The sequence below is a fragment of the Streptomyces sp. 2131.1 genome, from assembly GCF_900105515.1.
GTDB classification, from domain to species: Bacteria; Actinomycetota; Actinomycetes; order Streptomycetales; family Streptomycetaceae; genus Streptomyces; species Streptomyces drozdowiczii.
Genome location: NZ_FNSY01000001.1, coordinates 1 through 25,253, shown reverse-complemented (window position 1 = coordinate 25,253; position 25,253 = coordinate 1). Strand labels below are relative to the sequence as shown.

The 25,253-nt window shown below is 67.7% G+C and carries 23 protein-coding genes and 4 pseudogenes; 15 read left to right on the top strand and 12 right to left on the bottom strand.

The annotated features are described in order from the left end of the window. Positions 1 to 304: 304 nt before the first annotated feature. Positions 305 to 1,071 (bottom strand): annotated as a pseudogene (locus tag BLW14_RS00125) (transposase family protein). A gap of 657 nt (positions 1,072 to 1,728) precedes the next feature. Here BLW14_RS00125 and BLW14_RS00120 point away from each other — a divergent pair. From BLW14_RS00120 to BLW14_RS00095, 7 genes are all read left to right on the top strand, one after another. Beyond that, complete coding sequence (locus tag BLW14_RS00120; RefSeq protein ID WP_093703135.1) at positions 1,729 to 2,052, top strand: STAS domain-containing protein; 324 nt, start codon at positions 1,729 to 1,731, stop codon at positions 2,050 to 2,052. A 192-nt stretch (positions 2,053 to 2,244) separates the two neighbouring features. Then, positions 2,245 to 2,673, top strand: coding sequence for an ATP-binding protein (locus BLW14_RS00115; RefSeq protein ID WP_093710590.1), 429 nt, complete (start codon positions 2,245 to 2,247; stop codon positions 2,671 to 2,673). Between the two features lie 604 nt (positions 2,674 to 3,277). Next, the gene (locus BLW14_RS00110; protein ID WP_177153852.1) at positions 3,278 to 3,535 is read left to right on the top strand and encodes a hypothetical protein; all 258 of its coding nucleotides are present in this window, start codon (positions 3,278 to 3,280) and stop codon (positions 3,533 to 3,535) included. A gap of 62 nt (positions 3,536 to 3,597) precedes the next feature. Further along, positions 3,598 to 4,119, top strand: coding sequence for a hypothetical protein (locus BLW14_RS00105; RefSeq protein WP_177153851.1), 522 nt, complete (start codon positions 3,598 to 3,600; stop codon positions 4,117 to 4,119). Positions 4,120 to 4,184: 65 nt separating this feature from the next. Further along, positions 4,185 to 4,322 carry a hypothetical protein gene (locus BLW14_RS34845; RefSeq protein ID WP_256332601.1) on the top strand — a complete coding sequence of 46 codons (138 nt, stop codon included), beginning with the start codon at positions 4,185 to 4,187 and terminating at the stop codon, positions 4,320 to 4,322. Continuing rightward, complete coding sequence (locus BLW14_RS34840) at positions 4,280 to 4,633, top strand: hypothetical protein (RefSeq protein ID WP_256332969.1); 354 nt, start codon at positions 4,280 to 4,282, stop codon at positions 4,631 to 4,633. Before BLW14_RS34845 ends, BLW14_RS34840 begins: the two co-directional genes overlap by 43 nt. Before the next feature lie 156 nt (positions 4,634 to 4,789). Then, positions 4,790 to 5,089, top strand: a complete 300-nt coding sequence (locus BLW14_RS00095; protein ID WP_093703129.1) for a DUF6342 family protein — start codon at positions 4,790 to 4,792, stop codon at positions 5,087 to 5,089. 1,257 nt (positions 5,090 to 6,346) lie between these two features. Here BLW14_RS00095 and BLW14_RS34835 read toward each other — a convergent pair. The 6 genes and pseudogenes from BLW14_RS34835 to BLW14_RS00065 form a co-directional block, all read right to left on the bottom strand. Then, positions 6,347 to 6,676, bottom strand: coding sequence for a PP2C family protein-serine/threonine phosphatase (locus tag BLW14_RS34835; protein ID WP_256332968.1), 330 nt, complete (start codon positions 6,674 to 6,676; stop codon positions 6,347 to 6,349). A 118-nt stretch (positions 6,677 to 6,794) separates the two neighbouring features. After that, positions 6,795 to 8,015: pseudogene (locus tag BLW14_RS00085) on the bottom strand (GAF domain-containing protein); the annotation flags it as partial. A gap of 545 nt (positions 8,016 to 8,560) precedes the next feature. Further along, complete coding sequence (locus BLW14_RS00080; protein WP_093703127.1) at positions 8,561 to 8,935, bottom strand: STAS domain-containing protein; 375 nt, start codon at positions 8,933 to 8,935, stop codon at positions 8,561 to 8,563. A 339-nt stretch (positions 8,936 to 9,274) separates the two neighbouring features. Next, positions 9,275 to 9,556, bottom strand: coding sequence for an STAS domain-containing protein (locus tag BLW14_RS00075; protein WP_093703125.1), 282 nt, complete (start codon positions 9,554 to 9,556; stop codon positions 9,275 to 9,277). Beyond that, positions 9,556 to 13,643: pseudogene (locus BLW14_RS00070) on the bottom strand (SpoIIE family protein phosphatase). The gene BLW14_RS00075 and the pseudogene BLW14_RS00070 overlap by 1 nt, the downstream one beginning before the upstream one ends. A gap of 843 nt (positions 13,644 to 14,486) precedes the next feature. Next, on the bottom strand, positions 14,487 to 14,750 hold the full coding sequence (locus BLW14_RS00065) for an e9imm peptide (protein WP_256332600.1): 264 nt from the start codon (positions 14,748 to 14,750) through the stop codon (positions 14,487 to 14,489). 297 nt (positions 14,751 to 15,047) lie between these two features. Here BLW14_RS00065 and BLW14_RS00060 point away from each other — a divergent pair, with 297 nt between their 5' ends. Further along, positions 15,048 to 15,977, top strand: a complete 930-nt coding sequence (locus BLW14_RS00060; protein WP_256332599.1) for a PP2C family protein-serine/threonine phosphatase — start codon at positions 15,048 to 15,050, stop codon at positions 15,975 to 15,977. A 542-nt stretch (positions 15,978 to 16,519) separates the two neighbouring features. Continuing rightward, entirely contained in the window at positions 16,520 to 17,839 is a 1,320-nt protein-coding gene (locus BLW14_RS00055) for a PP2C family protein-serine/threonine phosphatase (RefSeq protein ID WP_093703123.1), read from the top strand. A gap of 44 nt (positions 17,840 to 17,883) precedes the next feature. Here the strand turns inward: BLW14_RS00055 and BLW14_RS00050 are convergent. From BLW14_RS00050 to BLW14_RS00040, 3 genes and pseudogenes are all read right to left on the bottom strand, one after another. Next, a pseudogene (locus BLW14_RS00050) lies at positions 17,884 to 18,042 on the bottom strand (transposase); the annotation flags it as partial. 192 nt (positions 18,043 to 18,234) lie between these two features. Next, a complete protein-coding gene (locus tag BLW14_RS00045) occupies positions 18,235 to 19,173 on the bottom strand; it encodes a zinc-binding dehydrogenase (protein WP_093703122.1) in 939 nt (312 codons plus the stop codon). Positions 19,174 to 19,230: 57 nt separating this feature from the next. Then, positions 19,231 to 19,644: a nuclear transport factor 2 family protein gene (locus BLW14_RS00040; protein WP_093703120.1), complete on the bottom strand. Its 414-nt coding sequence runs from the start codon at positions 19,642 to 19,644 to the stop codon at positions 19,231 to 19,233. Between the two features lie 132 nt (positions 19,645 to 19,776). On the opposite strand from BLW14_RS00040, the gene BLW14_RS34770 reads away from it, so the two are divergent. Beyond that, positions 19,777 to 20,025, top strand: coding sequence for a LysR family transcriptional regulator (locus tag BLW14_RS34770; RefSeq protein ID WP_218137675.1), 249 nt, complete (start codon positions 19,777 to 19,779; stop codon positions 20,023 to 20,025). Between the two features lie 39 nt (positions 20,026 to 20,064). Next, positions 20,065 to 20,376 (top strand): hypothetical protein, encoded by a 312-nt coding sequence (locus BLW14_RS34765; RefSeq protein WP_218137674.1) that lies wholly within the window; start codon positions 20,065 to 20,067, stop codon positions 20,374 to 20,376. Between the two features lie 158 nt (positions 20,377 to 20,534). Here BLW14_RS34765 and BLW14_RS00030 read toward each other — a convergent pair whose 3' ends face one another. Beyond that, complete coding sequence (locus BLW14_RS00030) at positions 20,535 to 21,083, bottom strand: CGNR zinc finger domain-containing protein (RefSeq protein WP_093703118.1); 549 nt, start codon at positions 21,081 to 21,083, stop codon at positions 20,535 to 20,537. Between the two features lie 121 nt (positions 21,084 to 21,204). On the opposite strand from BLW14_RS00030, the gene BLW14_RS00025 reads away from it, so the two are divergent. Further along, the gene (locus BLW14_RS00025) at positions 21,205 to 21,849 is read left to right on the top strand and encodes a LysE family translocator (RefSeq protein WP_093703116.1); all 645 of its coding nucleotides are present in this window, start codon (positions 21,205 to 21,207) and stop codon (positions 21,847 to 21,849) included. A gap of 204 nt (positions 21,850 to 22,053) precedes the next feature. On the opposite strand, the gene BLW14_RS00020 is transcribed toward BLW14_RS00025, so the two are convergent. Beyond that, the gene (locus tag BLW14_RS00020; RefSeq protein ID WP_093703114.1) at positions 22,054 to 22,632 is read right to left on the bottom strand and encodes a TetR/AcrR family transcriptional regulator; all 579 of its coding nucleotides are present in this window, start codon (positions 22,630 to 22,632) and stop codon (positions 22,054 to 22,056) included. A gap of 108 nt (positions 22,633 to 22,740) precedes the next feature. Between BLW14_RS00020 and BLW14_RS00015 the strand changes: the two genes are divergently transcribed. The 3 genes from BLW14_RS00015 to BLW14_RS00005 all read left to right on the top strand — a co-directional run. Further along, entirely contained in the window at positions 22,741 to 24,327 is a 1,587-nt protein-coding gene (locus tag BLW14_RS00015; RefSeq protein WP_218137673.1) for an FAD-dependent monooxygenase, read from the top strand. An 11-nt stretch (positions 24,328 to 24,338) separates the two neighbouring features. Further along, complete coding sequence (locus tag BLW14_RS00010) at positions 24,339 to 25,049, top strand: CatB-related O-acetyltransferase (RefSeq protein WP_256332598.1); 711 nt, start codon at positions 24,339 to 24,341, stop codon at positions 25,047 to 25,049. Positions 25,050 to 25,091: 42 nt separating this feature from the next. Further along, positions 25,092 to 25,253 (top strand): alpha/beta fold hydrolase (locus tag BLW14_RS00005; protein WP_143051983.1); only part of this gene is annotated, 162 nt, incomplete at its 3' end.

Sequence of the window (25,253 nt, the reverse complement as noted above, 5' to 3'; positions counted from 1 at the left end):
CGCGTTGCCAGGTGCGCAGTCGACGCTTGCCTTGGGCGGGCCAACCGGGGCCGTGGGCCTCGGCAGGAGACTGGTTGCGGAGGTCTCAGCATCACGGCCGGATCGCCGCGCAGCGACATCGAACGCGGCTTACGGCTTGAGCACTGGGAGTACGACCGCAAGCGCGTTAATGGATTCGACTACGACATCGGCGCAGCCCTCATCAAGTCCACTGACCACGGACGAGTCCGAGCTGATCACCGTGCTCAGCGCGTGGGGCGTCAGGCCCGGTCTGTTCGTCTATCCCTGGGACAGTGAGCGCATTTCATCTTGGCATTGACCTGGCCAGATGAAGGGTGAGCACGGCTCGGACAAGGTCGGTGATCCGGTTGGTGCTGCATCGGCTCTTGCGGAGGATTCGCCAGCCCTTCAGCGTGGCGACGGCTTGTTCGCCGACGCAGCGGATCTTGGCGTGGGTGGTGTTGTGGCGGCGCTGCCATCGCTTGAGCTTCCGGCCGCGCATGGGCACCCGGATGTGTCGTCCCTGCCGCCTGGTACGCGCGATCGGCCCAGGTCGTCAGCCCGGTGGCGCTCAGCGTCTCGATGATCCCGGTGGTCCGGGCAGCAGTCAGGTCGTGCGTGGCACCGGGCAGCGCGGGCGAGGCCCACAGCAGTTTGCCGTGTGGATCGGCGATGACCTGCACGTTCATTCCGTGGCGTTTGTGTTTCCCGGAGTAGTACGGGCGGTCGGCGGTTATCCGGTCGATCGGCAGGAGCGTGCCGTCCAGGATCAGGAAGGCCTTGCGTCGGGCCTCGTCCATAGCCTGCTGGAGTGTCGGAGCGAGGGCGGCCAGGACCTCGATCGCTTCGCGTATGTAGCGGTAGGCCGTGGCGGTGCCGATGCCGAACCCGGCAGCGAGTTGGCGCGTGGGTGTCGCCCATACGCATGTGGGCCAGGACCAGCAGGGCCTGGCGGCCCGGCGGCAGGCGCTTCCACCGCGTACCCTGCCGTCGATGCCGCGAGCGCAGATGGCCGGCCAGGAAGCGCAAAGTGGAGCTGGACAGGTCGATGCCGCAGCGGTAAACAAGCACGTGAAGCCTCTGGTGGATCCGGTTCTCTTGGTCGAAAACCCGTCTACCAGGGGCTTCTTTGCGCTGTCAGCCCAACGAGCAAACGGCCGCCAGGTTGGAACAGGCTCAGTGCCGCCGGCAGACCGTCCCGCCGTGCAGCACCCGCGGACCGCATACCCGCCATCAGCCAGTGCTCCCTCGAAATGGTGGTCGCGGGGCAAGCGAACCATATCGCCAATCCGCTGTCAGTGAGCAGCCCCATCCCTGGCTCGGCCGTCGGCCCTCTGGAGCACGTGGTCGGCAGACGCATGATGGCAGGAGCGGCAGGCGTCCAGTGAGCCGCTTGGCGAACGCCCGGTCCTCAGCAAGCGGCGGGTTCGACGGCATGGGCGATCTCCGGGTCGCTCCCACCGCCAGAGACACCCCCGCGGGAAGGCAACGTCGCCGAGAACTTGGCGGTGCAGGCTTGTGAAGGCGAGTGAGCACGGGTGGCCGAGGCGCTGACACGGTCAAGGAGGGTCGCCTACCGTCGTTGACCGATCTGGCCGCCGAGGTCACCGCCCTTCCGGCCCGGCACCCTGGCCAAGGCACCTGTCGGGTGGAGGGCGCAGCCGGCGGCGGTGACCTGGACCGCCAGGTGGGTGATGGGCTGGCGGTCGGGGTTGCGATAATCGTGTCATGACAACCCCTGAGTCCCGAGGTGACAGATCCGGGCCGCTGCCGGTGATCACCCCTTGCGGTGAGTTCGATCTGGAATCCCTGCCGCCCTTGAAGGCGCAGATCGACGCCGCTGTCGCCGCGCACGGCGGGGTGGTGGTGGACGCTGCTGGCATCACGTTTGCCGACTCCTCCTTCCTCGGGCTGCTGCTGGCCACCCACCAGGCAGCTGATCTTCGCATCGCCGCGCCTTCCGCGACCCTGGGACGGCTGTTGAGCGTGGTGGGCGCCGACGCGGTCCTGCGTATCCACCCGGGCGTCCAGGACGCCCTGGCCGCATCCTGACTGACCGGGCAGCGCGGGACGCAACGGCGTGCACCTGGCCGCCGGACGGCCTGAGATCATGTATGCCGGGTACGTGGGGGTGCGTGTTGCTTCGATGTGGGCCGATCACGTCCGCATACGACGGGTGAGTTACGGGATGCCGGGCGACGTCTCGTCGGCCGAGGAGAGGAACGTGTGAGTGACACCGCGATCATGCGGGGCAGGGCCTCGTACGAGATGGTCTCGGGTGACATAGCCCGGGTCCGTGACTTTGTGCGGGAGTTCCTCATCAGCGCGCAGAACCTCCGCGGCTGGGCCGTGTCCGCGCGGGCGTTGGATGTGGCGCAACTGGTGGCCAGTGAGCTGGCCACGAACGTGTGCAAGTACGCACCAGGGCCGTGTCTGGTGGACCTCGAAGCGGATGGCACCACGCTGGGCATCGTCATGTGGGACTCCGGATCGGTTCTCCCGGTGGCCTCGGCCGCCGACCCCACCCGGGTTGGCCAGCACGGACTGGAACTGGTCCTCATGGTCTGTAAAAGCCTCGAAGTCCACCAGGAAACCGTGGGCAAAAGCCTTCGCGCACTGATCGACCTTGCCGACAGCCCAGACACCCCCCTCTTCGGCCCGGCCACCGGGTAATACCAGCCCCAGCGGGCCCGAGCCCGGCGGCACCGGCACGGTTGGGGGCACGCAGTTCAAGGAGCACCGCCTGCTCCTCGGTCGACAGGCCGGCGAACGCACCACTCGATGGCGAAGGTCTCAGCCCGCGCCGGCCGCGTGCAGCCCAAGGGCGAGGGAAAAAGGGGGCACTCCTCCCGTCCTTCCACCATGCACGCCAGTCGCGGCGCGCGCAGAAGCGCTGCTCGTCAGCCCTCGGACGTGAGGGATGGATCACCCCCATCGTCACGAGCGGGCGGTGGCCCAGCGGGCCTCATCATCCATCGCCTGGGCCGTCTGCTGCACGACGACACCCTCAAGCCTGAGACCGCCTCGCCGGCCTGCTGTTGCTCCTCTATGCGCAGTGGACCGCCGCGATCTCCCGGCTCACCGTCGACCACATCGAGGAGGCGGACGGAGCCGTCCGCATCCACCTCGGCGCCGTCTCGGTCGAACTCCCGGCACCCGTCGCTGATCTCGCCTTCCACAAGTCGCGGTCCGTCGCAGCCATGCCGTCCTCGCCCGGACAGACTCACCCTGGCTCTTCCCCGGCGGCCAGCCCGGCCGCCCGATCAGTGCCTGGTCCATGGGCGAACGACTGCGCGAACTCGGCATCCGGCTCGCCGAGACCCGGTCGACCGCCCTGTTCCAGCTCGCCACCGAACTGCCCGCAGCAGTCCTCGCCCGCACCCTCGGCATCGACATCACCGTCGCCGTCAAATGGCAGCGAGCCGCCGCGGGAGACTGGGCCGCCTACGCAGCCGAAGTCAGCCGACGCTCGACCTCACAAGCAGTGCATCCGGACGGAAGTGCCGGGCCCGGACCGGGGCACCAGGAGGAATAGTCACTGGTCAGGCCGCATATCACTGACGGGGTTGAGTAGCGTCAAGATCTACGATGACCACCATGGAACCCGTGCCCACCCTCGTCCACCGGGACAGCCCTTTCATCAACTTCCGAGACTTCGACTTCGACGAGGGCTCTCACGGCTACCGCTGGATCGACGCCAAGCGTTTCCAGCTGTCGTCCGAGGCGCTGGACGACCGAGAGGTGCTGGCTGCTTTGATCGCGCATCCTCAGTTTCGGGACACCTACGACGGAGCTGGCGTTCAAGACTGGCCACGGCACGGCCAATGGTGGCTTGAACGAATCACCCCTGACGCCTACAAAACCGTCGATGCCGAGACGGCGGTCGATGTCGTCCATTCCTGGGCCAACCAGCATGGAGACGTCCAGGAATCGCTCGCATCACGTCTGCGTCAGGAGATCTACACTCCAATCCGCAAGGCAACCAGCAGATACCTACTGGGACAGCTCCCCGAGGATGCGTTCCACGACTACGGACCGATCCATATCGAGTACCACGAACTCGTCCTCATCGACCGCCCGGCAGCGACACTCACTCTCCTCGTCGCAGCTGACGACTGACGCCACCGCGGTCAGCGCCACAGACACTGGAGACAGGCGTATTCAGGCAGTTCCAATACCCCGACGTGATCGACACCGCCACCAACACGGTCACCACGACGATCGCCGGGTTGACCGGCCCCTACGGCCTTGCCTTCAAGCCTGCGCCCCCACCTCGGACATCGACGTCGACCTCACCGCCCAGCCGCACCTGGGCGTCCTGACGCCCTACCTCAACTACACCCTCACCGCCCGCAACACCGGCCCCGCCACCCTCACCTCAGCCACCCTCACCGCCACACTTCCCGTCGGCGCCTCGGCCACCAACCTCGCCACCGGATGTACCTCCGCGACCACCACGGTGACCTGTGTCTTCGGCTCCATCGCCGCCGACGCGAGCGCGAGCAAGACCTTCCGCATCCACCCTGACCACATGGCGTGTGGCCCCCGGCGCGGTCCGGATCCCCCGGCAGGCGGGCAGCCTTCCTTCGCTGTCAGGCCTTTTTCCGGGCTTTTCTCCTCTGTAGTGGCTTGAACATTCATTCCAGACTTTCCAGGAATAAATCCGGTCATGTGAAGAACTCGCCGTTACCTTGTGCGGACTCTGCGTATATGTTCTGTCGTGGCCCGGGCGTCCCATCAATGGCCCGGAACGCAGGGCTCATCCACCGGATCTGAAGGGGGAAGTCACATGGCTGACATCGATCTCGGAGTGGCGTCGGACTGGGACGAGGGGGACACCCACGGCCGTATCAAACTGCGCGAGAACCAGGTGTATCCGCGATCGCCGAAGAAGGACGTGCTCATCACCTCCCCGGTGAGCATCGAGCTGTCCGTGAATACGAACTACTCCAGCTCGCAGGAGGCCGACAAGATCTACTTCACGACCCACCACGGCTCGACGAAGAAGATCATCGCGGTCCTCGACTCCGACGGCAACCTCCACATCGCCGGCCGCCTGATCACCGACCAGAAGGACCTCAGCTACTAAAAAGCTGCCGCAGCATCCCCTGGCGAGCCACGCGGCCACGTCAACACGTGTGTCCGCCTTCGCCCGCGTACTACAAGGGCCCGCACGACCGATCAGGTCGGCGGGCCCCATCTCGTGCGGGCTTGAAATACCACGCACCAACGCCACGTCCGGTAAAGAACCCCTGTCGTACGCCGGTGTGTTCCGCCGAGACCACACGATGCAACCGGTCCCGGAGGCTGGCCTCGGTCCAGGCCGCCGGCCTACGCCAGCACGCTGACCCTGAACCGAACCCCGGCTCGTTCGCCGGGCACTACCCACTCGGTAAGTAACACGAAGTTGCAGCAGCCAGCCGCGGGCCTCGCAGAAATGGCCGTCTATGGCGACGCCGACGCCGCCCGCACCCTCATCCAGGCGGCGAGGGACGCCCTCCCCGCCCCCGTCCTCATCGAGCTACCAGGTCAGTCGATCGCCTTGATCAGCCCGCCGTCGATGGCACATGCTCACAGAACGTCAGGGCGAACGAATCCCGCAGTGGCTCGACGCCGTCCGTCAGAAAGACCTAGAGCCACCCCATTTTTGGCCGGCACCGACCGGGACCGCGACGCCGCTATCGCTTCTGATGCTGGCTTGGAACCCCGGAGTCGTCGAAGGTGCGTCGCGTCCTCATCCGGACGATCGACGCAACCGGCGATCTCACGAAGCCGAAGAGTCAGTGGTCGCCGCTGCCGGTGCGGCTCCGGCCACCCCGAGCCGCACCGCGCAAGGGGCCAGTAATCGCTGAGCCCCTTTCCAACCTCATAACATCACCGGCACCAACCTGCTCGCCGGTTCCCAGGCCCGGGTCGAGCAGCACAACCACAACAACGCCTTCGACCCCACCGCCCTGCGCGAGTTCGCGGCCCTGGTCCAGCAGATCGCCCCGACCTACGGCCCCGAACCCGCACAGCAGGCCGAACCCATCCGTGACGCCGAACTCCCCGGTGAGGAAGCCGGCAGCGAGACCGCCGAGCCCGAACGCCTCCGCACCGCGTACGACGCCGTCATGGGCCGGCTCACCCAGATCGGCGCCGCACCGGCCGCCCTGACCACGACCATCCAGCAAGGTCAGCAGGCGTACAGCACGGTCTTCGGCGGGTAGAGGCCGCAACTGTCGACCGCGTTCGATCAGCTCGCCTGGGGGCGGCGCCGCATCCTCGACAGAATAGCCATCTACTGCCAGCGAATCCCCGGCTCAGGTCACTAACCGCGTTCGAGCCGTGAGGCCGTCCGGAGTGCTCAGCCGGGTTCGTTGGCGGTGAGGACGAGTATGGCCTGGTCGTCGTCGATGCCGTGGCCGCCGGTGAAAGCGTATGCGGCTTGCGTGACGGCGTTGATCAGTTGCTGCGGGGTGGGTTTGTCCGGTGTGTTCGTCAAAGCTTCGGCGAGGCGTTCGTCGCCGAAGAGTTCGTCGTCGTGTCGGCGTGCTTCGGTGATGCCGTCGGTGTAGAGCATCAGGCTCTCGTTCGGGTGCAGGTGCAGGCTGCGAGGTTCGAGGTGGATCTGGGGACCGATGCCCAGGAGGATTCCGGGCGTGTCGATGGTGCGGGCGGTGTGGTGGGTGTCCAGGTGGAGGGGGAGAGTGTGGCCGGCGCGGACGAGTTCGATGTCCAGGCCCGTTGGGGGTGGGGGTGAGCTGCCCGTAGATGAGGGTGACGAAGCCGGTGCCGTGTCCGGCTGGCCGATTGATCAGGGCTTGGTTGACCGCTTGGACGACGGCCTCGGGGCCGGGGACGAGGGGGGCGACGGCGCGGGCGGTGTGGCGGACCAGGGCGGTGGTGGTGGCAGCGATGGCGCCGCGCCCGCACACGTCGCCGAGCATGAACGCCCACTGGTCTCCCTCCAGGGGAAAGACGTCATAGAAGTCACCGCCGACGTCGAGCCCTTCGCCGGCCGGGTGGTAGTAGGTGGCCACTTCCGCCCCGGGAACGTGGGGCAGGTCGGGCAGGAGGAGCCCGGCCTGTAGGTCGCGGGCGAGAGCGGCGCGGTGGGTGTACTGCCGGGCGTTACGTGCAGCCAGGGCAGCACGGGCGACCAGCTCTTCGGCCAGAGCGATGGTGTGCCCGTCGAAGACGTGTCCGTCGGTGGACAGCAGCGTCACCGTGCCGAAGGTGTTGCCGCGGTCGAGGAGCGGGACGCACAAGTAGCCGGTGACACCGAGGTCCTGCCAGGGGGCGGAGCCAGTGGGGGCGCGACGGGCGACCTCGGTCATCCCGGAGGCGAGAACACGGCTGATGGGGTCGTCGGCGTCGTGGGCGGGGGTGTGGGCGGCGAGCAGGTCCTGCTGGGTCTGGGAGAGGGCGGTGGTTGCCACGCGGTGCACCCGGCCGGCCTCGATGACGTCGATCGCGCACAGGGGTGCCAGGCGCGGGGTGCAGGCGTCGGCCAGGCGTCGGAGCGTGTGGACGGCATCGAGCTCGGCGCTCAAGGTGGTGCTGGCGTTCAGGAGGAAGGCCAGGTCGTCGCGGGCGGCCTTCTCGCGGACCTCGGCGGCCCAGTATGCCTGTTCGACCTGGTGGCGTTCGATGGCCAGGGCGGCGGTGTCGGCGAATAGCTGGGCGACCGCGAGGTCGGCCTCCTGCGGCGAGCGGGGGACGCGGTGGTACATGGCGAAGGTGCCCAGCAGTGACCCGTCGCCCGCCAGGATAGGGGTGGACCAGCAGGCGGCCAGGCCGACCCTCTCGGCAAGGCCGCGGTAATCGTCCCACAAGGGGTCGGTGGCGATGTCGGTGACGAGCACGGGCCGGCGGCGGTGTGCGGCTGTGCCGCAGGAGCCCACGCCCTCGCCTGTGGCGATGCCGTCGATGGCCTGGTTGTAGAAGTCGGGCAGACTCGGTGCGGCGCCGTGGCGCAGATGACGGCCGTCGGCGTCCGCGAGCAGGACGGACACCAGCATTTCCTCAGGCATCAGGTCCTCGATCGCGCGGGCCATGCCTTCGAGTACTTCCGACAGGGGCGCCTGGCGGGCTATCTGTTCCAGTAGCGCACGGTGCTCGGCCGTCAGCCGCTGCGCGTGTTTGACCTGGGTGGTCTCCACCCCGATCATGCGTACGCCGATGACATTGCCGGCGACGTCCAGACGGGGCTCGTAGGTGAAGTCGAAGAATGCCTCACGGGCCTTCGCGCCTTCGCCCAGGACTACGCGGGCGTCCCGGCCGGTATAGGTTTCAGCTGTGCGGTAGACCCGGTCCAGCAGCGTGATGAAACCCTGTTCGGCGAGCTCCGGCATCAGCTGACCCAGTGGCACGTCGGTGCGGGTGCGTGCAAGCCCGCCGATCGCGGCGAAGAAGGCCGGGTTCGCAGTCTCCAGCATGTGTGCCGGGCCCGCCATGGAGGCGAAGACGGCCATGGACCGCCCGAAAAGGGCCCGCAGATCACGGTCCGTGCCTGAGGCATCGGTACCTACCGGAGATGCCTGGGCGGACGGATATGCCTGCTGGTCCGGCACGCCCGTCATCTGTCGTGCTCCTTGCCGGCCCATGCCGTGGGGTCGGCGCCGGCCGTAACAGTACCGGGAGCGGCCCTGGGCGTGTTCAGGGCGTCTTCGGTATCGGTTTTCAGGCAGAAGACCTGGTTCAGCCCGGTCAGCGCGAACAGGCGGTCGAGGAAGGCGGGCACTGCCGACAGGCACAGAACCCCGCCACGCGCGGACAGTTGGCTGTGCAGCTTCAGCAGTGCGCTGATGCCAGTGGAGTCGCAGTACGTGAGGCGGGAGCAGTCGACCACAACCGCCCCTGCTTCCTGTTCCCCGGACAGTTCCTTGTCCTCGGCCTCATATAGCTGCACCACGCTGTGGAAGTCGAGATCTCCGTGCAGAGTGAATATCACTCACCGCGTGTCCCGCCTGACGTCTACCGTGAACATTCTCGGTTTCCTCCGCCTAGGATTTTCGATGACACCCAGGATAAAAGGCGTTCTTCGCGGAGCGGTATGCGGACTGGGTCAGCTTCCATCCGGCTTGGGTGATCTCATCAGCCCAACCACTCATCAGAGCAAGATAAATTCGGGCAAATGGCCCTCTTTGGTTCACTGTGGGCTGCGACTCACGCCATGAGGCGTTTTGGCCGCCATGCAACTCGACCTGTTCCGGTGTCGTGGGGAGCCCGTCCGCCCCATGACGGAATGGTCGTGTCGTGAGGCGAACAGGCCGCGCACTGAGGGAAGTCCTCAGTGGCGCGTGGTGAGGTCGGTCAGGCCGGAGATCGTCAGGACCGGAGCCAGGAGAGGACCTGCGATGAGTTCGAGGCGGTCGGCGTGGGGGAACAAGATGCTCAGGCCGGCGCTGTCGAGGTACTCGCAGTCGGTGAGGTCCAGGACCAGGGGGCCCGGTGCGCTGTCGAGCGCGGCAGCCAGACTCTCGGTGTTGCTCATGTCGATCTCGCCGACCACGGTCAGCATGGCCGTTCCATCCAGCCGCCGGCCGGGAGTGAGGGTCAGGGGCGTAGTCATCAGGCGATCCTCGTGTGCATGTCGACGATGGTCCCGGTCGGGCTTTGAGTGACAGTGACCTGCTGCATCAGGGCCCGCATCAGCCCCATGCCTCGGCCGCGGTGTGCGTTGAGCTCGGGCTGCGGCACCTTCCACCGCCCGGTGTCGGCGATGGTGAGGCTCAGGTTGCCGACGGACGCCTCGGCACGGAAGTACACGGTGTCGCCGGGAGCGTCGCGGTGGCCGTGTTCGATGGCATTGGCACAGGCCTCACCCGCCGCCACGAGGACGTTCTGCACGGTGCCCGGGGGCAGGTCGCACTGGTCGAGCCAGCTGCGCAGCGCCTTGCGGACGGGAGCGAGTTGTCCCGATTCCGCGGGGAATGACATTTCCAGCGGGGCCGGGTGCCGGTAGAGGAGCAGGGCGACGTCGTCGTCGTAGCCGCCTGCGGGCGCCAAGTGCGACATGACATCGGCGGCAAGGTCGTCGACTGCTGTGTCCCGGCCGGCCTGGAGTGCCTCGCCCGCCTGGTCGATGCCCACGCTGAGCGGGCGGCGGCGACGTTCGACGAGCCCGTCGGTGTACAGCAGCAGGGTGGATCGAGCCGAGATGGTGCAGCTTCCCTCGGGGCGCGGGCTACCGGGACGGACGGCCAGCGGCAGCGAGCGCCCGTCCTCCAGAAGGCCGACGGTGCCGTCGGGCTGGACGAGGATGCCGGGCGGATGCCCGGCGCTGGAGTAGGTGAGCTGACCGGATTCGGTATCGAGGACCCCGCAGAAGACAGTGGTGCACACCGCGCCGGGGACACCGGCGGCGAACTGGTCCAGGGCCGTGAGCGCCTGGGACGGGCCGGCGTTCTGCAACAGCAGAGCGCGGCAGGCGCTGCGCAACTGGCCCATGACGCTGGCGGCTTCCAGACCGCGGCCGACGCAGTCGCCGACGACGATGCCGATGCGGCCGTCGGGAAGGGCGATGGTGTCGTACCAGTCGCCGCCGACCTCCAGGGGCCGGGTGGCTGGCTCGTAACGTACGGCGAAGCCGTCGGGCAGACGGGAGGGGCCAAGGATGGCGCGCTGCAGGGCGATGGCGGTCTCGCGCTGCTGGTCGATCTGGTGCGCGCGGACCAGGCCTTGGGCAATGTGGCCGGCCAGGAGGGACAGCAGGAGCTGGTCCTCGCCGGTGAAGGGGCGCTGTTCGCCCAGGTCGATCCACAACACCAGAGTGCCTTCGGGGTGTTCCAGGACAACGTTAGCCTCGCCCTGGCCAGGAAAGGCGGTGAGCGCCGGGTGTTCACGCAGGCCGGTCAGCACCTGCCGGCGCTCGGCGCACAGATTCCGCCAGGTGACGGAGGTATCGGTGCAGGTGAGGGCGGGCTCGTCACCGGAACCGAAGAGCACGGCCGCCACCTGCCGGGCACGCCACAGCTTCTTCAGTTCCTCAAGAGAGCCTTCAACGGCGTCGGGCAGGCTGAGCGCCTGAGACAGACGTGTACTCAAGGCGGCCAGCGCGGTTTCGCGCTGGATGGCGAAGTGCTCGGCGCTGACGTCGCGGAAGGTTCCGACGATCACGGTGCGGTCGGTCTCGGGATCCTGGACCTGGTTGAACGTGGCCGTCACCCAAAGACGATGTCCGTCACGATGAGTGACGGGGATGGTGTAGCTGCCGCGCTTCTGGCCGGTCAGTGTGGCAAAGGCCTCGGCGACTTGACGGTGGGCCTCGGGGTCGGTGGCTGCCTCCGGCCACCAAGGGTGGATCGGCTGGTAGGGCAGGTCTTCGGGACCGTACCCGAGGATGGTGGTGAAAGAGGAGTTGATCTCGATGACCGCGCCGTCCTCGTCGCAGACGAAGAAGGCTTCCTGAAGCGAGTCGATCAGTGCGGTACGCCAACGGGCGTGGTGGTTGCGCAACCGGGCCATCTTCACGTTGGCCTCGACCCGGGCGAGGAGCTCCGCCGCGGCGAACGGCTTGACGAGGCCTCCTGCCCGGCGCGGGCGGACAGGAGAATCACCGGCACCGAGGCAGTGCTCTGGTCCGCGCGCAACGCGCTGACCAGGTCCAGGCCGTTCATCCGGGGCATCATGACGTCGCTGACCACGAGGTCGAAAACGTCGGCCCGGATGGTGTCGAGGGCCTCCCGTCCGTCGTTGACCGCGTGGACCTGGTAACCGGCGCCCTGCAGGAGCCGGGTCAGGTACTCGCGCATGTCGGCGTTGTCGTCGGCGATCATGATCCGCGCTGGGGCCGGCAGACGGCTCGCCTGGATCTTGTCGTCGGCGGGGGACACGCTCTGCGGTTCACCGGCCGCTACGCTGGTGTGTTCGACCGGCAGCCAGCGCAGGGCCTCTTGTACGAACGGGTCGGCGGTGGCGGGGAAAGCGTCGGCGCCCGTCTTCGTCCGCACAGCCTCGACGGGCAGATGGGCGGAGCCGAACGGCAGCCGGATGGTGAAGTCGGTGCCCTTCCCCTGGGTGGAGGAGGCGGTGATGGAACCGCCGTGCAGGCTGACCAGTTCCTTCACCAGGGCCAGGCCGATCCCGCTGCCCTCGTTGGAGCGGGAGCGGGCGTTCTCGATGCGGTGGAACCGTTCGAACAGCCGCGGCATCTCCTCGGCCGCCACTCCGATCCCGGTGTCCGCGACCGTCACCACGGCCTCGCCGTCCTCGACGCCCACACGTACGCGGATCGAGCCGTCGAAGGTGAACTTCAGCGCGTTGCTCAGCAGGTTGAGGATCACCTTCTCCCACATGCCACGGTCGACGTACACCTCCTCGGGCAGGGGCTCGCACTCGACACGGAAGTCCAGGCCGGCGTGCTCGACGGCGGAGCGGAAGACACTCGCCAGCGCACCGGTCACCGTGGCCAGGTCGACCGGTTCGTAGCTCGCCTGCATCCGGCCCGCCTCGATGCGGGAGAAATCCAGGAGCATGTTGACCAGCTTGCCCAGCCGCAGCCCGTTGCGGTGAATGGCCTCCAGTTCCTCGCGCACGCGCGGCTCCGCGTCCAAGAGCTGCTGCCGCAGCTCTTGGACCGGACCCATGATCAGGGTCAAAGGGGTGCGGAACTCGTGGCTGATGTTGGAGAAGAACGTGGTCTTGGCCCGGTCCAGTTCCGCGAGCTCCTCAGCGCGGCGCTGCTGCGCCTGGTAGCTGCGGGCGCTGGCGATCCCGTTGGCCACATGACCGGCGACCAGCTCTACGAAGCCCCGGTAATCCCCGTCCAGCGCGCGGTAACGATTCAGGCCCGCCACCATGAACCCGTACGGGTCTCCGCCCTGCTGGAGCAGAGGAACGACAAGGGCATGGGCGGGTGACTCCTCCCACGCGCCGGAGGGCAGCCCAGTGAGCGGCTCGGCGTCGAGGGACACCAGCGACGACTCGCCGCGGGCTGCGGCGTCGGCCGGCCATGGCGAAGTGGAGCTTGCGGGAAGGCTCTCCGCAGCCGCCGGATGAGCGGACACCGGTCCTGTGACCGAGGCGAGACGAGCGCTGCCGTCCTCCTGGAAGAGATAGGTCAGGGTAAAAGGGAGGTCGTACGCGTTGTGGCTGAGCTGCTCAGCGACGAAGTCGAGCATCTCCAGCTCGGTACGCACCACGCTGGGATCCGAACCCAGGTCGCGCAGAGTCGCCATCCGGCGCTCGCCGATGACCCGCTCCGTGTCCTCGCTGACCACACACAGCATGCCCACCACGGCGCCGTCGTCATCGCGCAGAGGACTGTAGGAAAAGGTGTGGTAGCTCTCCTCGAGGTACCCGGAGCGCTCCAGGAACAGCAGGAGCCCTTCGTCCCAGGTCGCCTCACCACTGGTGAGGACGGTGTCGATGCGCGGACCGATGTCGCCCCAGATCTCCGACCACACCACGCTGGAGGGGCGGCCCAGTGCCCAGGGGTACTTCTGGCCCAGCGTGTCCCGGCGGTATGCCTCGTTGCAGAAGAACGTCAGCTCGGGCCCCCAGGCCATCCACATGGCGAACTTCGACGAAAGCAGGATGCTCACAGCCGTCCGCAGACTCTGTGGCCAGTCCTGCGGTACTCCCAGAGGCGTCGCCGACCAGTCCACTCGGGCCAGTTCCTGGCCGATCTTCCTGTCTGCGGTAAACAATTCGTCCATAACCACCGACGGGATGGCGAGTTCACCGTCCTCCGAGCGCGTCACAGCAGACACCCCTCCACTTGCTTGAGCCCCCTATCTACCGAACACCGCCCAAGACCGTTCCATGGCGTCGCAGAAGAGGAAACGCCCCGGACCCGGAACCCGGCAGAAATCCTCGAGCACATCCACGCTGCTCGAAGACCCACCGGCCTGCTCCGTAGGATAGAACGACCGCACCCAGGGACTGCGACCCGTCCCCAAAGTCAGCCCCAGGTGCAACCGCACGACCCAGAACGCTTCTGCTCTGGCGGATGCGGTCACTGGCGGCGCAACCCGCCCGGCGCCGACGGGTGAGGACGAGTCCTTTGCCGCTGGCCTCCGTCCCTGGACTCCATTTGCGGCGAGACGGACTGACGGCAGTGCCATGCGCTCGTGTCGTCGGCGGCGGAGCCGATCACCGGGCTCAGGCTCAGGGCCTGCAAGGCGTCATCGTCACCTGGGGGCCTGCGTCCGACCGCGACGGTTGGGTGCAGGCCCCCGCCGCCGTTACCGGGGTCTCGGCCAGGGCGGGGCCCGGCGATTCAGAGCGGCCAAGCGCCACACCGGGCCGCGCTGGCCCACATCCTAGGGTGCCGACCTCGGACCGCGAGGGGTTTGGCCGTGTCGTTCCCGGTCGCCGTGGTCTTGTCCGTCACCGCGGTAGAGTCAGTCGAAGTCGGCCGCGGTGGGGTCGTCCGAGCCGGCCCGGTGCATGAAGTCGGCGTTGGCGTGCGGAAGCACCATTACGCAGGAGTCGAGCAGTTCGTCAAGCGCGGCTACGTCTTCCTCGGCACCGTTACCGCAGCTGCCCTCGTCCTCGGGCTACAACCTGAAGCCGCGGCACCGTGCGAACGGCTGGTATGCCAGGGCCCGGTCAACCACCTCCGTGGCGGTCGACTCCTGCCTTTCCTTAGGCCAGAAGATCAGATCGGATACATAGCCAGTCGGGCAGGAAAGGAAACTGCCGAGCTGATCCAGGACTCCTCCCATCTTGTCCTCGTCGTACTCAACATCCATGACCTCCTGTACCAGCGTGATCGCCGTCTCGCGGGTCGTCTGCAACTGCCCCCTCATGAGCAGCGCCATACTCAACGGCATGATCGGCCGGACAGCCCTTAGCACCGGTGAACGCTCCTGACTCGCGGCTGCCGGATCACCCCTGCGGGGCGAAGACGTGAGAACTTGTCCACTCGACGCCCGGGACCGGTCCTGATGCGGCCGCCCTCGGCCTTTCCATGGCTGAGGGGCGAGGGCCGGGCTGCAGAGCGAGAGATACGGGGAGACGGCGTGGGTGCTGGGCGGGCCGCTCTGGAGCACAGGCAGTGGGACGAGCAGCATCCGTGGCCGCCTCAGTGGCTACGCTGGGGACCACCTGCGCTCATCGTGGCCACACTGGTCATCGATCAGCTCACACCGCCGCGCTACCCCCTGGGCCCCATGCTCTCGGCCTCCGTGGTGCTGTCTCTTTTCACCTACCCCCCGGCCGGTGTCCTCGCGACCGGCGCCGCCGGATGCCTGTTGCTCACGCTCACCCAGATGGGCGAGGACTATGTCGGTCCCCTGACCATCATCTCCCTCATCGTTCTAGCCATCCTCACCCTGCTGTCCACATGGCTGTGCATGGTTCGCCAGCAGACCGAGAACCGTTTCCGCCGCGTCCAGACTGTCGCTGAATCCGTTCAGCTCGCCCTGCTGCGCCCACTGCCCGAACGCATCGGGCCGCTGCGCCTGGCAGGCTTCTACCGAGCGGCCGATGAGGAGGCACTCATCGGCGGAGACCTCTACAGCGTCCGGCCTACCCCTTTCGGCCTGCGGGCGATTGTCGGGGACGTCAAGGGCAAGGGCATTGCTGCCACGCAGACCGTCGCCTCAGTCATTTCCACCTTCCAGGAAGCGGCGCCTCTGCACCCGTCACTGAGCCAGGTGGCCGAGCGCATCGACGCCGCCCTCCAACTCGATCGCGACTACCCGCCGATGGGCCCTCTACAGGGCGCCGGGCCGGCTTCCTCGCCCGCCCAGGCCACGGCACCTGCGGAGGAGGTTTTCGCCACAGCCGTCCTGCTCGAGTTCTCCGACGATGCTCGAGCCGTCCGTATCCTGGATCGGGGCCATCAGCCCCTGATCATCGTCCGAGACGGCGACGTATCCGTTGTGGAGAGCGACCACAGCCTGCCGCTGGGCATGGGCGACCTGCTTGCTGGGCCTCCGCACGCCGTCACGCACCCTCTGCGCCACGGCGACATCCTCATCGCCTACTCCGACGGCATTACCGAGGCCCGCAACGCAACCGCGCAGGAACGTTCTACCCGCTGAGGGAACGCCTCCAGGACCACTGCGCGAGCACCGCCGGAGCGGTGTCGCCCTGGGGGCTTGTCGCCTTCATCGAGGCAGACGTCGCCCGCTGGGCTGAATCCCTCAACGACGATCTGGTCGCCATTGCCTTCCAGGCCGCCCCGCCTCGCGACAGCTGACCCAGGCTGCATGGAATGCCTGCCACGGACGACGCGCACGTCACCGCCACGATCGAGAGGGTACAGTCGACCCCATCACCGACGATCTCGGTTGGTCGCTCGCGCTGCAGCCCGCAGGCGGTTCCGTAAAGGCACCGCGTTCATCGTTGAGGCACCTTGGTGCCCGCCGGTGACCACACCATCGCCGAGCAGTCCAAGACCTAGCGGTATCCCACCAACCACCAGGTCGTCATCGGCGCCGATACCCGGCTCGTTGTCGGGCGGAAGAGGCGGGTCAGCGGCCGCAGCGTTCGTGCTACAAATGCCTCTTCGGCTCTCGTGGCCGGTCAGCGTTCCGGCTGTCGGAAACGAGCAGCCCCCGTCAGCGTCATCAAAGGGGCGGCCATGTCCGACCGTACGGACCAGATCGAGGCGGGCTTCGCTGCACCCGCTTCCTTGCCGCCGCTGGAGCGACTGGCCCTGCTCGCCGACACCACGGCTCAGTTGATCTCCAATATCGATGTCGACGAAGCACTCCACCGAGTGGTCGCCCTGATGCTGCCGCGTCTCGCGGACTGGGCCGTGATCGACCTGGTCATGGAGGCCGACGAGGTCGCACGGCATCTGGTGGTCCAGGCCGAGGGGGGAAAGCTCGTCAGACGCGAGGACCTCCAGGGCCCCATGCCGCGGGTGTCCGAGGATTCGCTCATGCCACTGTCCCGGGCCCTGCGCGGTGTCGCCTCCAACCTGGCCGGGCCGGAAACCTACCAAGGAACCCCGGACACCGGCATCGCCGTGGAGCAGCGCAGGCTGTTCCAGGCCACGGGGATCAGAACAGCCGCCATCGCCCCCATCCGCGGTCCCCGGGAGGTCGTGGGCGCCCTCACCCTGGGACGCTCGGACCCGAGCGACCAGGACTTCACCGCGGACGACCTCACCCTGTTGGAAGACATCGCCCGACGCGTCGGCCTCGCCCTGGAAAACGGACGGCACTTCCAACGCCAGGCCCAGGTCGCCCAGACCATGCAGCGCTACCTCCTGCCTCAGCTGCCCCACCTGCCGGGCGTCGCGATGACCGCTCGCTACCTGGCTGCGCCCGACGCGTCGCATATCGGCGGAGACTGGTACGACGCCTTCCCGCTGCAGTCCGGCGACACGGCCCTGGTCATCGGCGACGTGGTCGGACACGACCTCGAGGCCGCGGCGGGCATGGCCCAAGTACGCAACATGCTGCGCGCGTTCGCCTGGTCCGAGGACCGGCCGCCGCACCGCATCGTCGAGGAGCTCGACCAAGCCCTGCCCCACATCACCGACGTCCGCATGGCCACCATGATCCTCGGGCGGCTCAAGCCGGACGCCGACGGGCAGTGGCATCTGCGATGGACCAGCGCCGGCCACCCGTCTCCTCTCCTCGTCGACCACAACGGCCTGACCCGGTACCTGGACGAGGCCCGTGGTCTGCTCCTGGGTACCACCATGAAGCAGGCCCGAACGGATGCGCACATCATCCTGCCCCCCGACGCCACCCTCATCCTCTACACCGACGGCCTGATCGAGTCCCGCACCCACCCCCTGGACACCGGGATGGAAAACCTGCGCCGGCACGCTGCGTCCCTCGCCCACCGGCCCCTGGACACATTCGCCGACGAGCTGCTGCGGCGCGCCCGTCCGGCCGACAACGACGACGACGTCGCACTGCTCGCCATCCGTATCCCGTCGCCCTGACGACCCACCCACGCCAAGCCCGCAATGACGACCGCTGCCACGAACCCGGTGTGCAGCACGAACAGGATGCCCTGGAAGACCTGCCGGTCCGGATGCCGCTTCCGCCCCGGATGTCGGAATCGAGGCTCGACCTTCGGCAGCAGAGGCTCGATCACCGCCCACAACTCGTTCTCGACATCCCACGGTTTCCGACGCCTCCGCATCAGATGGGAACGACGAGACGACATCCACGAAGCTTTCCTCGGCCTCGCCACCTGTCTCATCACACACCGGCACGTGAAACGCCTTTGTTAGGACTTCTAAGTGCGGTCAGGATGGTGTTGGTCATGAGGATCGCCTCGGGATGGCTGTGGGGTGCGGTGTGGTCGATGAGGTCGGCGAACCTTGCGTGTGGGTCAGCTGATGGTCAGGACGGCGTTGCCGCGGATGGCGCGGCCGCGCAGGTCCGCGATGACGTCTGCGGTATGTGCCCAGTCGCGGACAGTGCCGATCTCGGGGTGCAGACGGCCGGTGGCCACCAGTCGGACCAGGGCGGCGAGGTCCTGGCCGTAGGTCGCATCGGATGTCGTGTAGTCGAAGTGCGTGATGTGAGCCTGGTTCGAGCCCTTGAAGAAGTCGAAGAAGTCGAGGGTGACGGGCTCGCGGCTCGCTTGTCCGAACCACACCAGCTGTCCGCCCGGAGCCAGTTGGGCCAGCGCCGCGGGCAGACTGGCGCCGCCGACCGACTCGAAGACCACCTGGTATGGGCCCGCCGCCTCTTCCACCGAGGTGACCAGTTCGGTGGCCCCGAGTTGCAGCAGGCGTGCGCCGCGCTCGGCGGTCGCGGTGACGGCGGTCAGATCGGCACCGGAGGCGGTGGCCAGCTCGGTCAGGTAGTGGCCGACCCCGCCGCTGGCACCGGTGAGCAGGACGCGGCGGCCGGCCAGGGGGCCGGCGGCGCGCAGCAGGCGCAGGGCGGTGATCCCGGCGAGGGGGAGGGCCGCTGCGGTCACGGCGTCGACGTTTTCGGGCAGTTCGGCCAGGCTTGCGGTGGGTACGGTGACGCGCTCGGCCCAGCCGTAGGCGGGGGGATGAGCCACGACTCGGGTGCCCGCTGTGGGGCCGGTGCCGTCGGCTGCCGCCTGCATGACGGTGCCGGCGACGTCCTTGCCGGGGCGCCATCCTGCCCAGCGGCGATCAAGGCCGCCGTCGAGCTGGAAGGTCTCGCCGCGGTTGACGGAGTACGCCTCCACCGCGACGACGGCCTCGTCTGCGGCGGGCTCGGGTTCGGGGACCTCGCCGAGGACGACTGGCTTGTCTGTGTCGGTGGCGGATCCGGGCAGCATGGCCTTCATGGTTCACAGCTCCTATGGAAGAGAGTTCTGGGGATTCAGGGTGTTTTGGGGAGGCGGTCAGGCGAAGACAACGGTCTTGGCGTGGAGGGTGTCGAAGTACTCGCGCACCGAGGTGATCCGGCCTTCCCGGATCGTGAAGACTGCCACGCAGTGCTGGTCGTAGCGGCCGCCCGTCCGCGCCAGGGCCCGGGTGTTCCATTCGGCGAGGACCCGCTCGCCCTCGCCGATCAGTCCCTCGAACTCGAGCTCCATCGACTCCGGCACCAGCCGGGCCACCATCATCGGGACGAACTCACCGAGGATCTCCTCGGGGCCGGTCCAGGTGCCCGAAACCGGGAGATCACCGGCCAGCGTCCAGGTGGTCTCCGGCGTGAAGAAGCCGCGCAGTGCATCCATGTCTCCCGTCATCAGGGTGTCCATGTACGCCTGAACGACTGCCTTGCTGGCTGCGGTGACGTCCTGCTGGTTCATGGTGAGGCCCTTCTTCGCGTTCGAGATGTCATCTTTCCGACGTCTCGAACACTAGGAACCTTTCACCGCAGCAGGGAAAGACCTGTTCGCAACAGGCCCAGAACGAACCGATATAAGTGCAGGTCAGCTCAGGTGCGTGTCACGACAGATCTTCGTCGTCTTCGCTACTTCCTCACCGTTGCCAAGGAGCGGAATTGCACCCGGGCCGCGGAACGCCTACTCATCGCCCAGCCGGCCCTCAGCCGCCAGATACGGCGGTCAGGACAGGAGTTGGGTGTACGTCTTCTCGACCGCACCACTCAATCCGTGGAGCCCAGCGAGGCCGGCCGGCTGCTGATGGACCGCGGGTCGACGCTCCGCGAGGAGGCGGACCGGCTGTAGCGGGACGTGAGGGGCTTCGCCGCGGGGGAGAGCGGCAGCGTGTCCTTCGGCCACAGCGCGAGCACCGGCTACGAGACCGCGCTCACCTTGTTCGCCGCGCTGGCCGAGGCGCATCCCGGTATCAGCACGGGCGCCCGGCTGCTGCCGACGGCCGAGATCCTGGTGGGCGTCGCCGACGGCAGCCTCGACCTGTTTTCATCACTGTGCATCCTCGTGACCGTACGACCGACGGCGGCCTGGGCGTCGCAAGATCGGCACCCGATGACCTCGCATCACGCCGAACCGGCAGGCGCTTCTCGGACTCGCGGCACTCTCTGCTGCTACAAACGACTCCTCAAACTGATCATGTAGGACACGGTCTCAACCCGGAGTTTCGGCCGGATGCGCCTCGGGCGCTGTCTCCGACCAGTACGGCCGGGCGACCTCACGATCTGCCACGGCAGGATCGCGGAGGTACGTATGTCGACACCCTGCGCGCCCGACGTGCTCTTCGCCTGACTGGGCTCGGCTCAGCCGGTGCCGGCTGCTTTGCGTCTGCGGAACGTGGCCACGCGTGTGCGGTTTTGGCAGGTGACCGAGCAGAAGCGGCGCCGGCCGCCTGGTGAGCGATCGATGTAGACGTCGGCGCAGTGATCACCGGTGCAGATGCCGATGCGCTCGGTCCCGTGGGCGGTGACGTACTGGCGCAGGGTGAGCGCCGATGCCGCGAGGAGGGCCTGTTCGGGGCCATCGACGCGCCATACGGCACTCAGCGAGTCGTGGGCGGTGGCCTCAACGGCGGGGCAGGCGCCAACGTCGACGAGCAGGTGGGTCAGCCGTTGCGCGCACGCTTCCGTGTTCTGGGCGGAAAAGATCTGGTGCAGGAGGTCAGCAGCCCGGGTGAGTTCCTTGGGCGTCAGCTCGGCTTCGACGCCCGTCGGCAGGCCGAGGTCTGTGGCGAGATTTTCAGGCCGGGACGGGGCGTTTCTGCGGCCGGCCGCTTCACGCGGCAGCGTGCCCCACGCGTTGACGAGTTCCGTCAGTGCCGCCAGCGGGAGCTCGGTGAAGGTGACTGGCATATCACAAGAGTAACGCGTAGAGCGGCAGTTGAGCGTTGCGGCAACCCAGGCAGAAGGTGTAACGTGCTTCCATCTGCTAAGGCGTTACATGTGATGGTGGCGTTCGAGCGAGGAGGTAGCCATGCCAGACCTCACACTGCTCCCGGCCTATCTGGCGGCAGTTGCGATCATCACCGTCGCTCCCGGGCCCGATTCCGCGTTCATCGTGGCCACAGCACTGGCACGCGGCCCACGAGCCGGCCTGCTCTCGGCCACCGGAATGGCCCTGGGGATGATCGCGCACGTGACAGCAGCCGCACTCGGGCTGGCCGCTCTGCTCCGCTCGATCCCCGCCGCTCAGCATGTGATGGAGCTGGCCGGCGGGCTCTACCTCGGATGGCTGGCTGTGACCACCGCACGGTCGGCAAGGAAGCCGCAGACCGCCGCGACGAGGACACCCTCCGAAGGCCAGGTGCTGCGCCGAGCCGCCCTCACCAATATGCTCAACCCGAAGACTCTGCTGTTCTTCGCGGCCTTTCTGCCCCGCTTCACGAGCACCGGGAACGGCCCTCTGTGGGCTCAGCTGCTCACTCTCGGGCTGATCTTCCTCGTCATGGGACTGGTCTGGGACTGTCTGATCGGCTTGTTCGCCGGCCGGCTGGGCCAAGGGCTGGCCAGTGGGCGCCGCGCGGCGACGACGATGAGTCTGGTCACCGCCACCACTTTCGCTGTCCTGGCGCTCATTCTCCTGCAGGGTGCGCTTACGGCTGTTGTACCTGGAATGTGACGCCCGGGGCGATACGGGCCAGGTGGCCTTCGACGTCGAGTACCCGTAGTGGGCGCTGCCGCTTCAGCGGCCATGGGTAGAGGGGGGGACAGGGTGGGCGTCGCCGCCCTCGTTCTGCTGGAGCTACGTCTCGGGGCCTGGTCGGCGTGTACGGGAACAACGACGGCCCGCGACTGCGGCCAGGCGCCCCGCAGTCCGCCCGGCTCATTGTCGCTTTGCCATCCCTGCGAAAAGGGCGTCGAGGATCCGGTCAACGTATGAGCGAGTCAGTGGTTCGTGTGTAATCAGCAGGCGGAAATACAGCGGGCCGGAGAGCAGGGACATCGCCAGGTCCAGGTCGAAGTCGGGTGAAAGCTGGCCCTCATCCTGTGCTGCCTCCAGGCGCGCCACGGTCTTCTTCGCCTGTGGGCCGATGAATCGTTCGTTGAGCGCGGCGGCTACACCCGGGTCGTGCTGGGCTTCTCCGACCAGGGCCTGGAAGAGCGGCCGGAAGGTGGGTCCGGCCAGGAGGTCGATGGCCTCGTAGATCTGCTGGCGCAGGTCTGCCACGACATCGTCCGTGTGGGGGTAGTCCAGGGCCGACTCGCTGAGCGACAGCAGCGAGTCGAGCAGAAGGGCGCCCTTCGAAGGCCATCGGCGGTAGACGGTGTGCTTGCCGACGCAGGCTCGGGCGGCGATGGCTTCGATGCTGAGCTTCGCGTAGCCGAGTTCCTGTCCCAGTTCCAGAGTGGTTCGCATGATGGCTTCGGTCAGGGCGGGGCCGTTGCGTCGGGCAGTAGTCATGTTCCCATGCTAGCGGCACGGCACGTGCCGTTCTTGACAAGACTCAACGATCTGGGCACGCTTTCAACGAACAGCACGGCACGTGCCGTTCTGACTGGAGGAGAGTGCGTGGACGCTGACGTGATCATCGTGGGCGCAGGTCCCACGGGCCTGATGCTGGCCAACGAGCTGCGGACCGCCGGCGTGCGGCCCCTGATCCTGGAGCGGCAACAGCAACTGCGCGAGACACCGCGGGCGAACGGCCTGGGTGGACAGATCCTGGACCTGCTGCGCTACCGGGGCGTACTGGGCGACCTGCAAGCGGTCAGTACCGACCCGCACCCCGCCCCTCGCTTCCCGTTCGGGAACGTGCATCTGGACTTCACTCGGCTCACGGATGCGCCGATGCACGCCGTCCAGATTCCGCAGCCACGGCTGGAGCGGCTGCTCGAAGCACGTGCCGCCGAGCTCGGTTCCCGTGTGCGCCGCGGGCACGAGGTCGTCGGTATCAGCCAGGACCGGGAGAAGGTTTCCGCGGAAGTGCGCTGCGCGGACGGGACGTACCGGGTGCGAGCCCCGTACCTGGTCGCCTGTGACGGCTCGCGCAGCCGTGTGCGGGACATGGCGGGCATTCGGTTCCCGGGAAACATCTGCCCCGAGGTCAACCGTCTGAGCCAGGTCGCCTTGGCCACGGGGGCCTCACAACACGAGAACGGCGACCTCGACGTGCCCGCTTTCGGCAGGCTGCGTACAGGTTTCACGCGTACCGACCACGGCGTGTTCGGATTCGGCTGGCTCACGCCCGAGGTGATGCTGATCTCCACCACCGAGAACGAAGACACCACCTACGCGGACGACACGCCGATGACCCTGGCCGACCTCCAGGACAGCATCCGCCGCGTGCTCGGGGCGGAGCTGCCCCTGGGGGAGCCGCTTCGCCTGTCGCGCTACCAGTTCCAGGACCGGCAGGCCGACAGCTACCGCCAAGGTCGCGTCCTGCTGGCGGGCGACGCAGCCCACCAGTTCCCCGCCACCGGTGTCGCACTCAACGCCGGCATGCTCGACGCGGTCAACCTCGCGTGGAAACTGGCCGCCGAAGTCCAGGGCTGGGCGCCGCCCGGCCTGTTGGACACCTATGACGGCGAACGGCGCGCCGCAGCGGCACGGACGCTGCTGCACACCCGCGCGCAGGCGGCCCTGCGCCGCGGACACGACCCTGCCGCGGAGGCGCTTCGCCAGGTGTTCCAGGAATTGCTCAGCAACGAGGCGTCGCTGCGCCGCATCGGAGCCATGGTCGCCGGGTCCGACATTCGCACCCCACAGCCCGACGACACCGAGCACGCCCTGACCGGGGCCTTCGCACCCGACCTCGCGCTGCACACCGGCCGGGGCAGCACCAGCATCGCGGAACTCATGCGCCCGGCACGCCCCCTGTTCATCGATCTCGCGGGCCGTGATGACCTGTGCGATACCGCCGACGCATGGGGTCACCGCATCGACATCCACCGGGCAGAGACCGCCGACCGGCCGGCCGACGCCCTTCTGATCCGTCCGGACGCCCACATCGCCTGGGCCGCACCTGTCGGCGAGTCCTCCGACACCCTCCTCCCGGCCCTACACCGGGCTCTTCGCGCGTGGTTCGGATCCGCGCGTTCCCACCCGCTGCCACTTGACCAGCCGTCGACCGAGACCCAATCAACCACTCCCGCACGGTGAGGATGCCTGCCATGCTCGTACCCGCAGACCCGACCGTGCTCCACCCGATGCCCGGCCAGCCGAGGGTGGTGCAGCTCAGGCCGCTGGTGACATCGGCGCTGATCGAGGTGGGGGAGTACTCCTACTACGACGACCCGGACGACGCCACCGCCTTCGAGACCCGCAACGTGCTGTACCACTACGGCCCGGAGAAGCTGATCATCGGCAGGTTCTGCGCGCTCGGCACGGGGGTGCGCTTCCTGATGAACGGCGCCAACCACCGCATGGACGGCCCCTCCACCTTCCCCTTCCCGACCCTGGGCGGCTCCTGGGCCGACCACTTCGACCTGCTCGCGGGGCTGCCGAACCGGGGCGACACGGTCGTCGGCAACGACGTCTGGTTCGGCCACGGGACGACCGTCCTGCCCGGCGTCCGGATCGGCCACGGCGCGATCATCGGCAGCGGCTCCGTGGTCACCAAGAACGTGCCGGACTACGGGATCGTCGGCGGCAACCCGGCCCGGCTCCTGCGCACCCGCTACGAGGAGAAGGACGTGGCGCGCCTCCTCGCGCTGGCCTGGTGGGACTGGCCCGCCGATCACATCACCGCGCACATCCGGACCCTCATGTCCGGGACGGTCGACGACCTCGAAACCGCCGCACCCTCTTCCGGGAGCCTGATGCGTCCGGCCGGGGAGCACCACCGCCGAGACCGTGGACAGACGTATCGCAACCCCTTTTAAGCCCTCGATCTTGTCCCCAGACCGTCCTCCAGGAGGTTGAGCATGCAAAGTCTGTTCACATTCGTCTTCGTTCATGGTGCCTTCGCGAATTCGTTCTCGTTCGCGCCACTGCAGGCCGAGCTCGCCCTACTCGGGCACCGCTCGCTCGCGGTCGACCTTCCGGGGCACGGATTCGAGGCGACCTTCCCCGCGGCTTACCAGTCT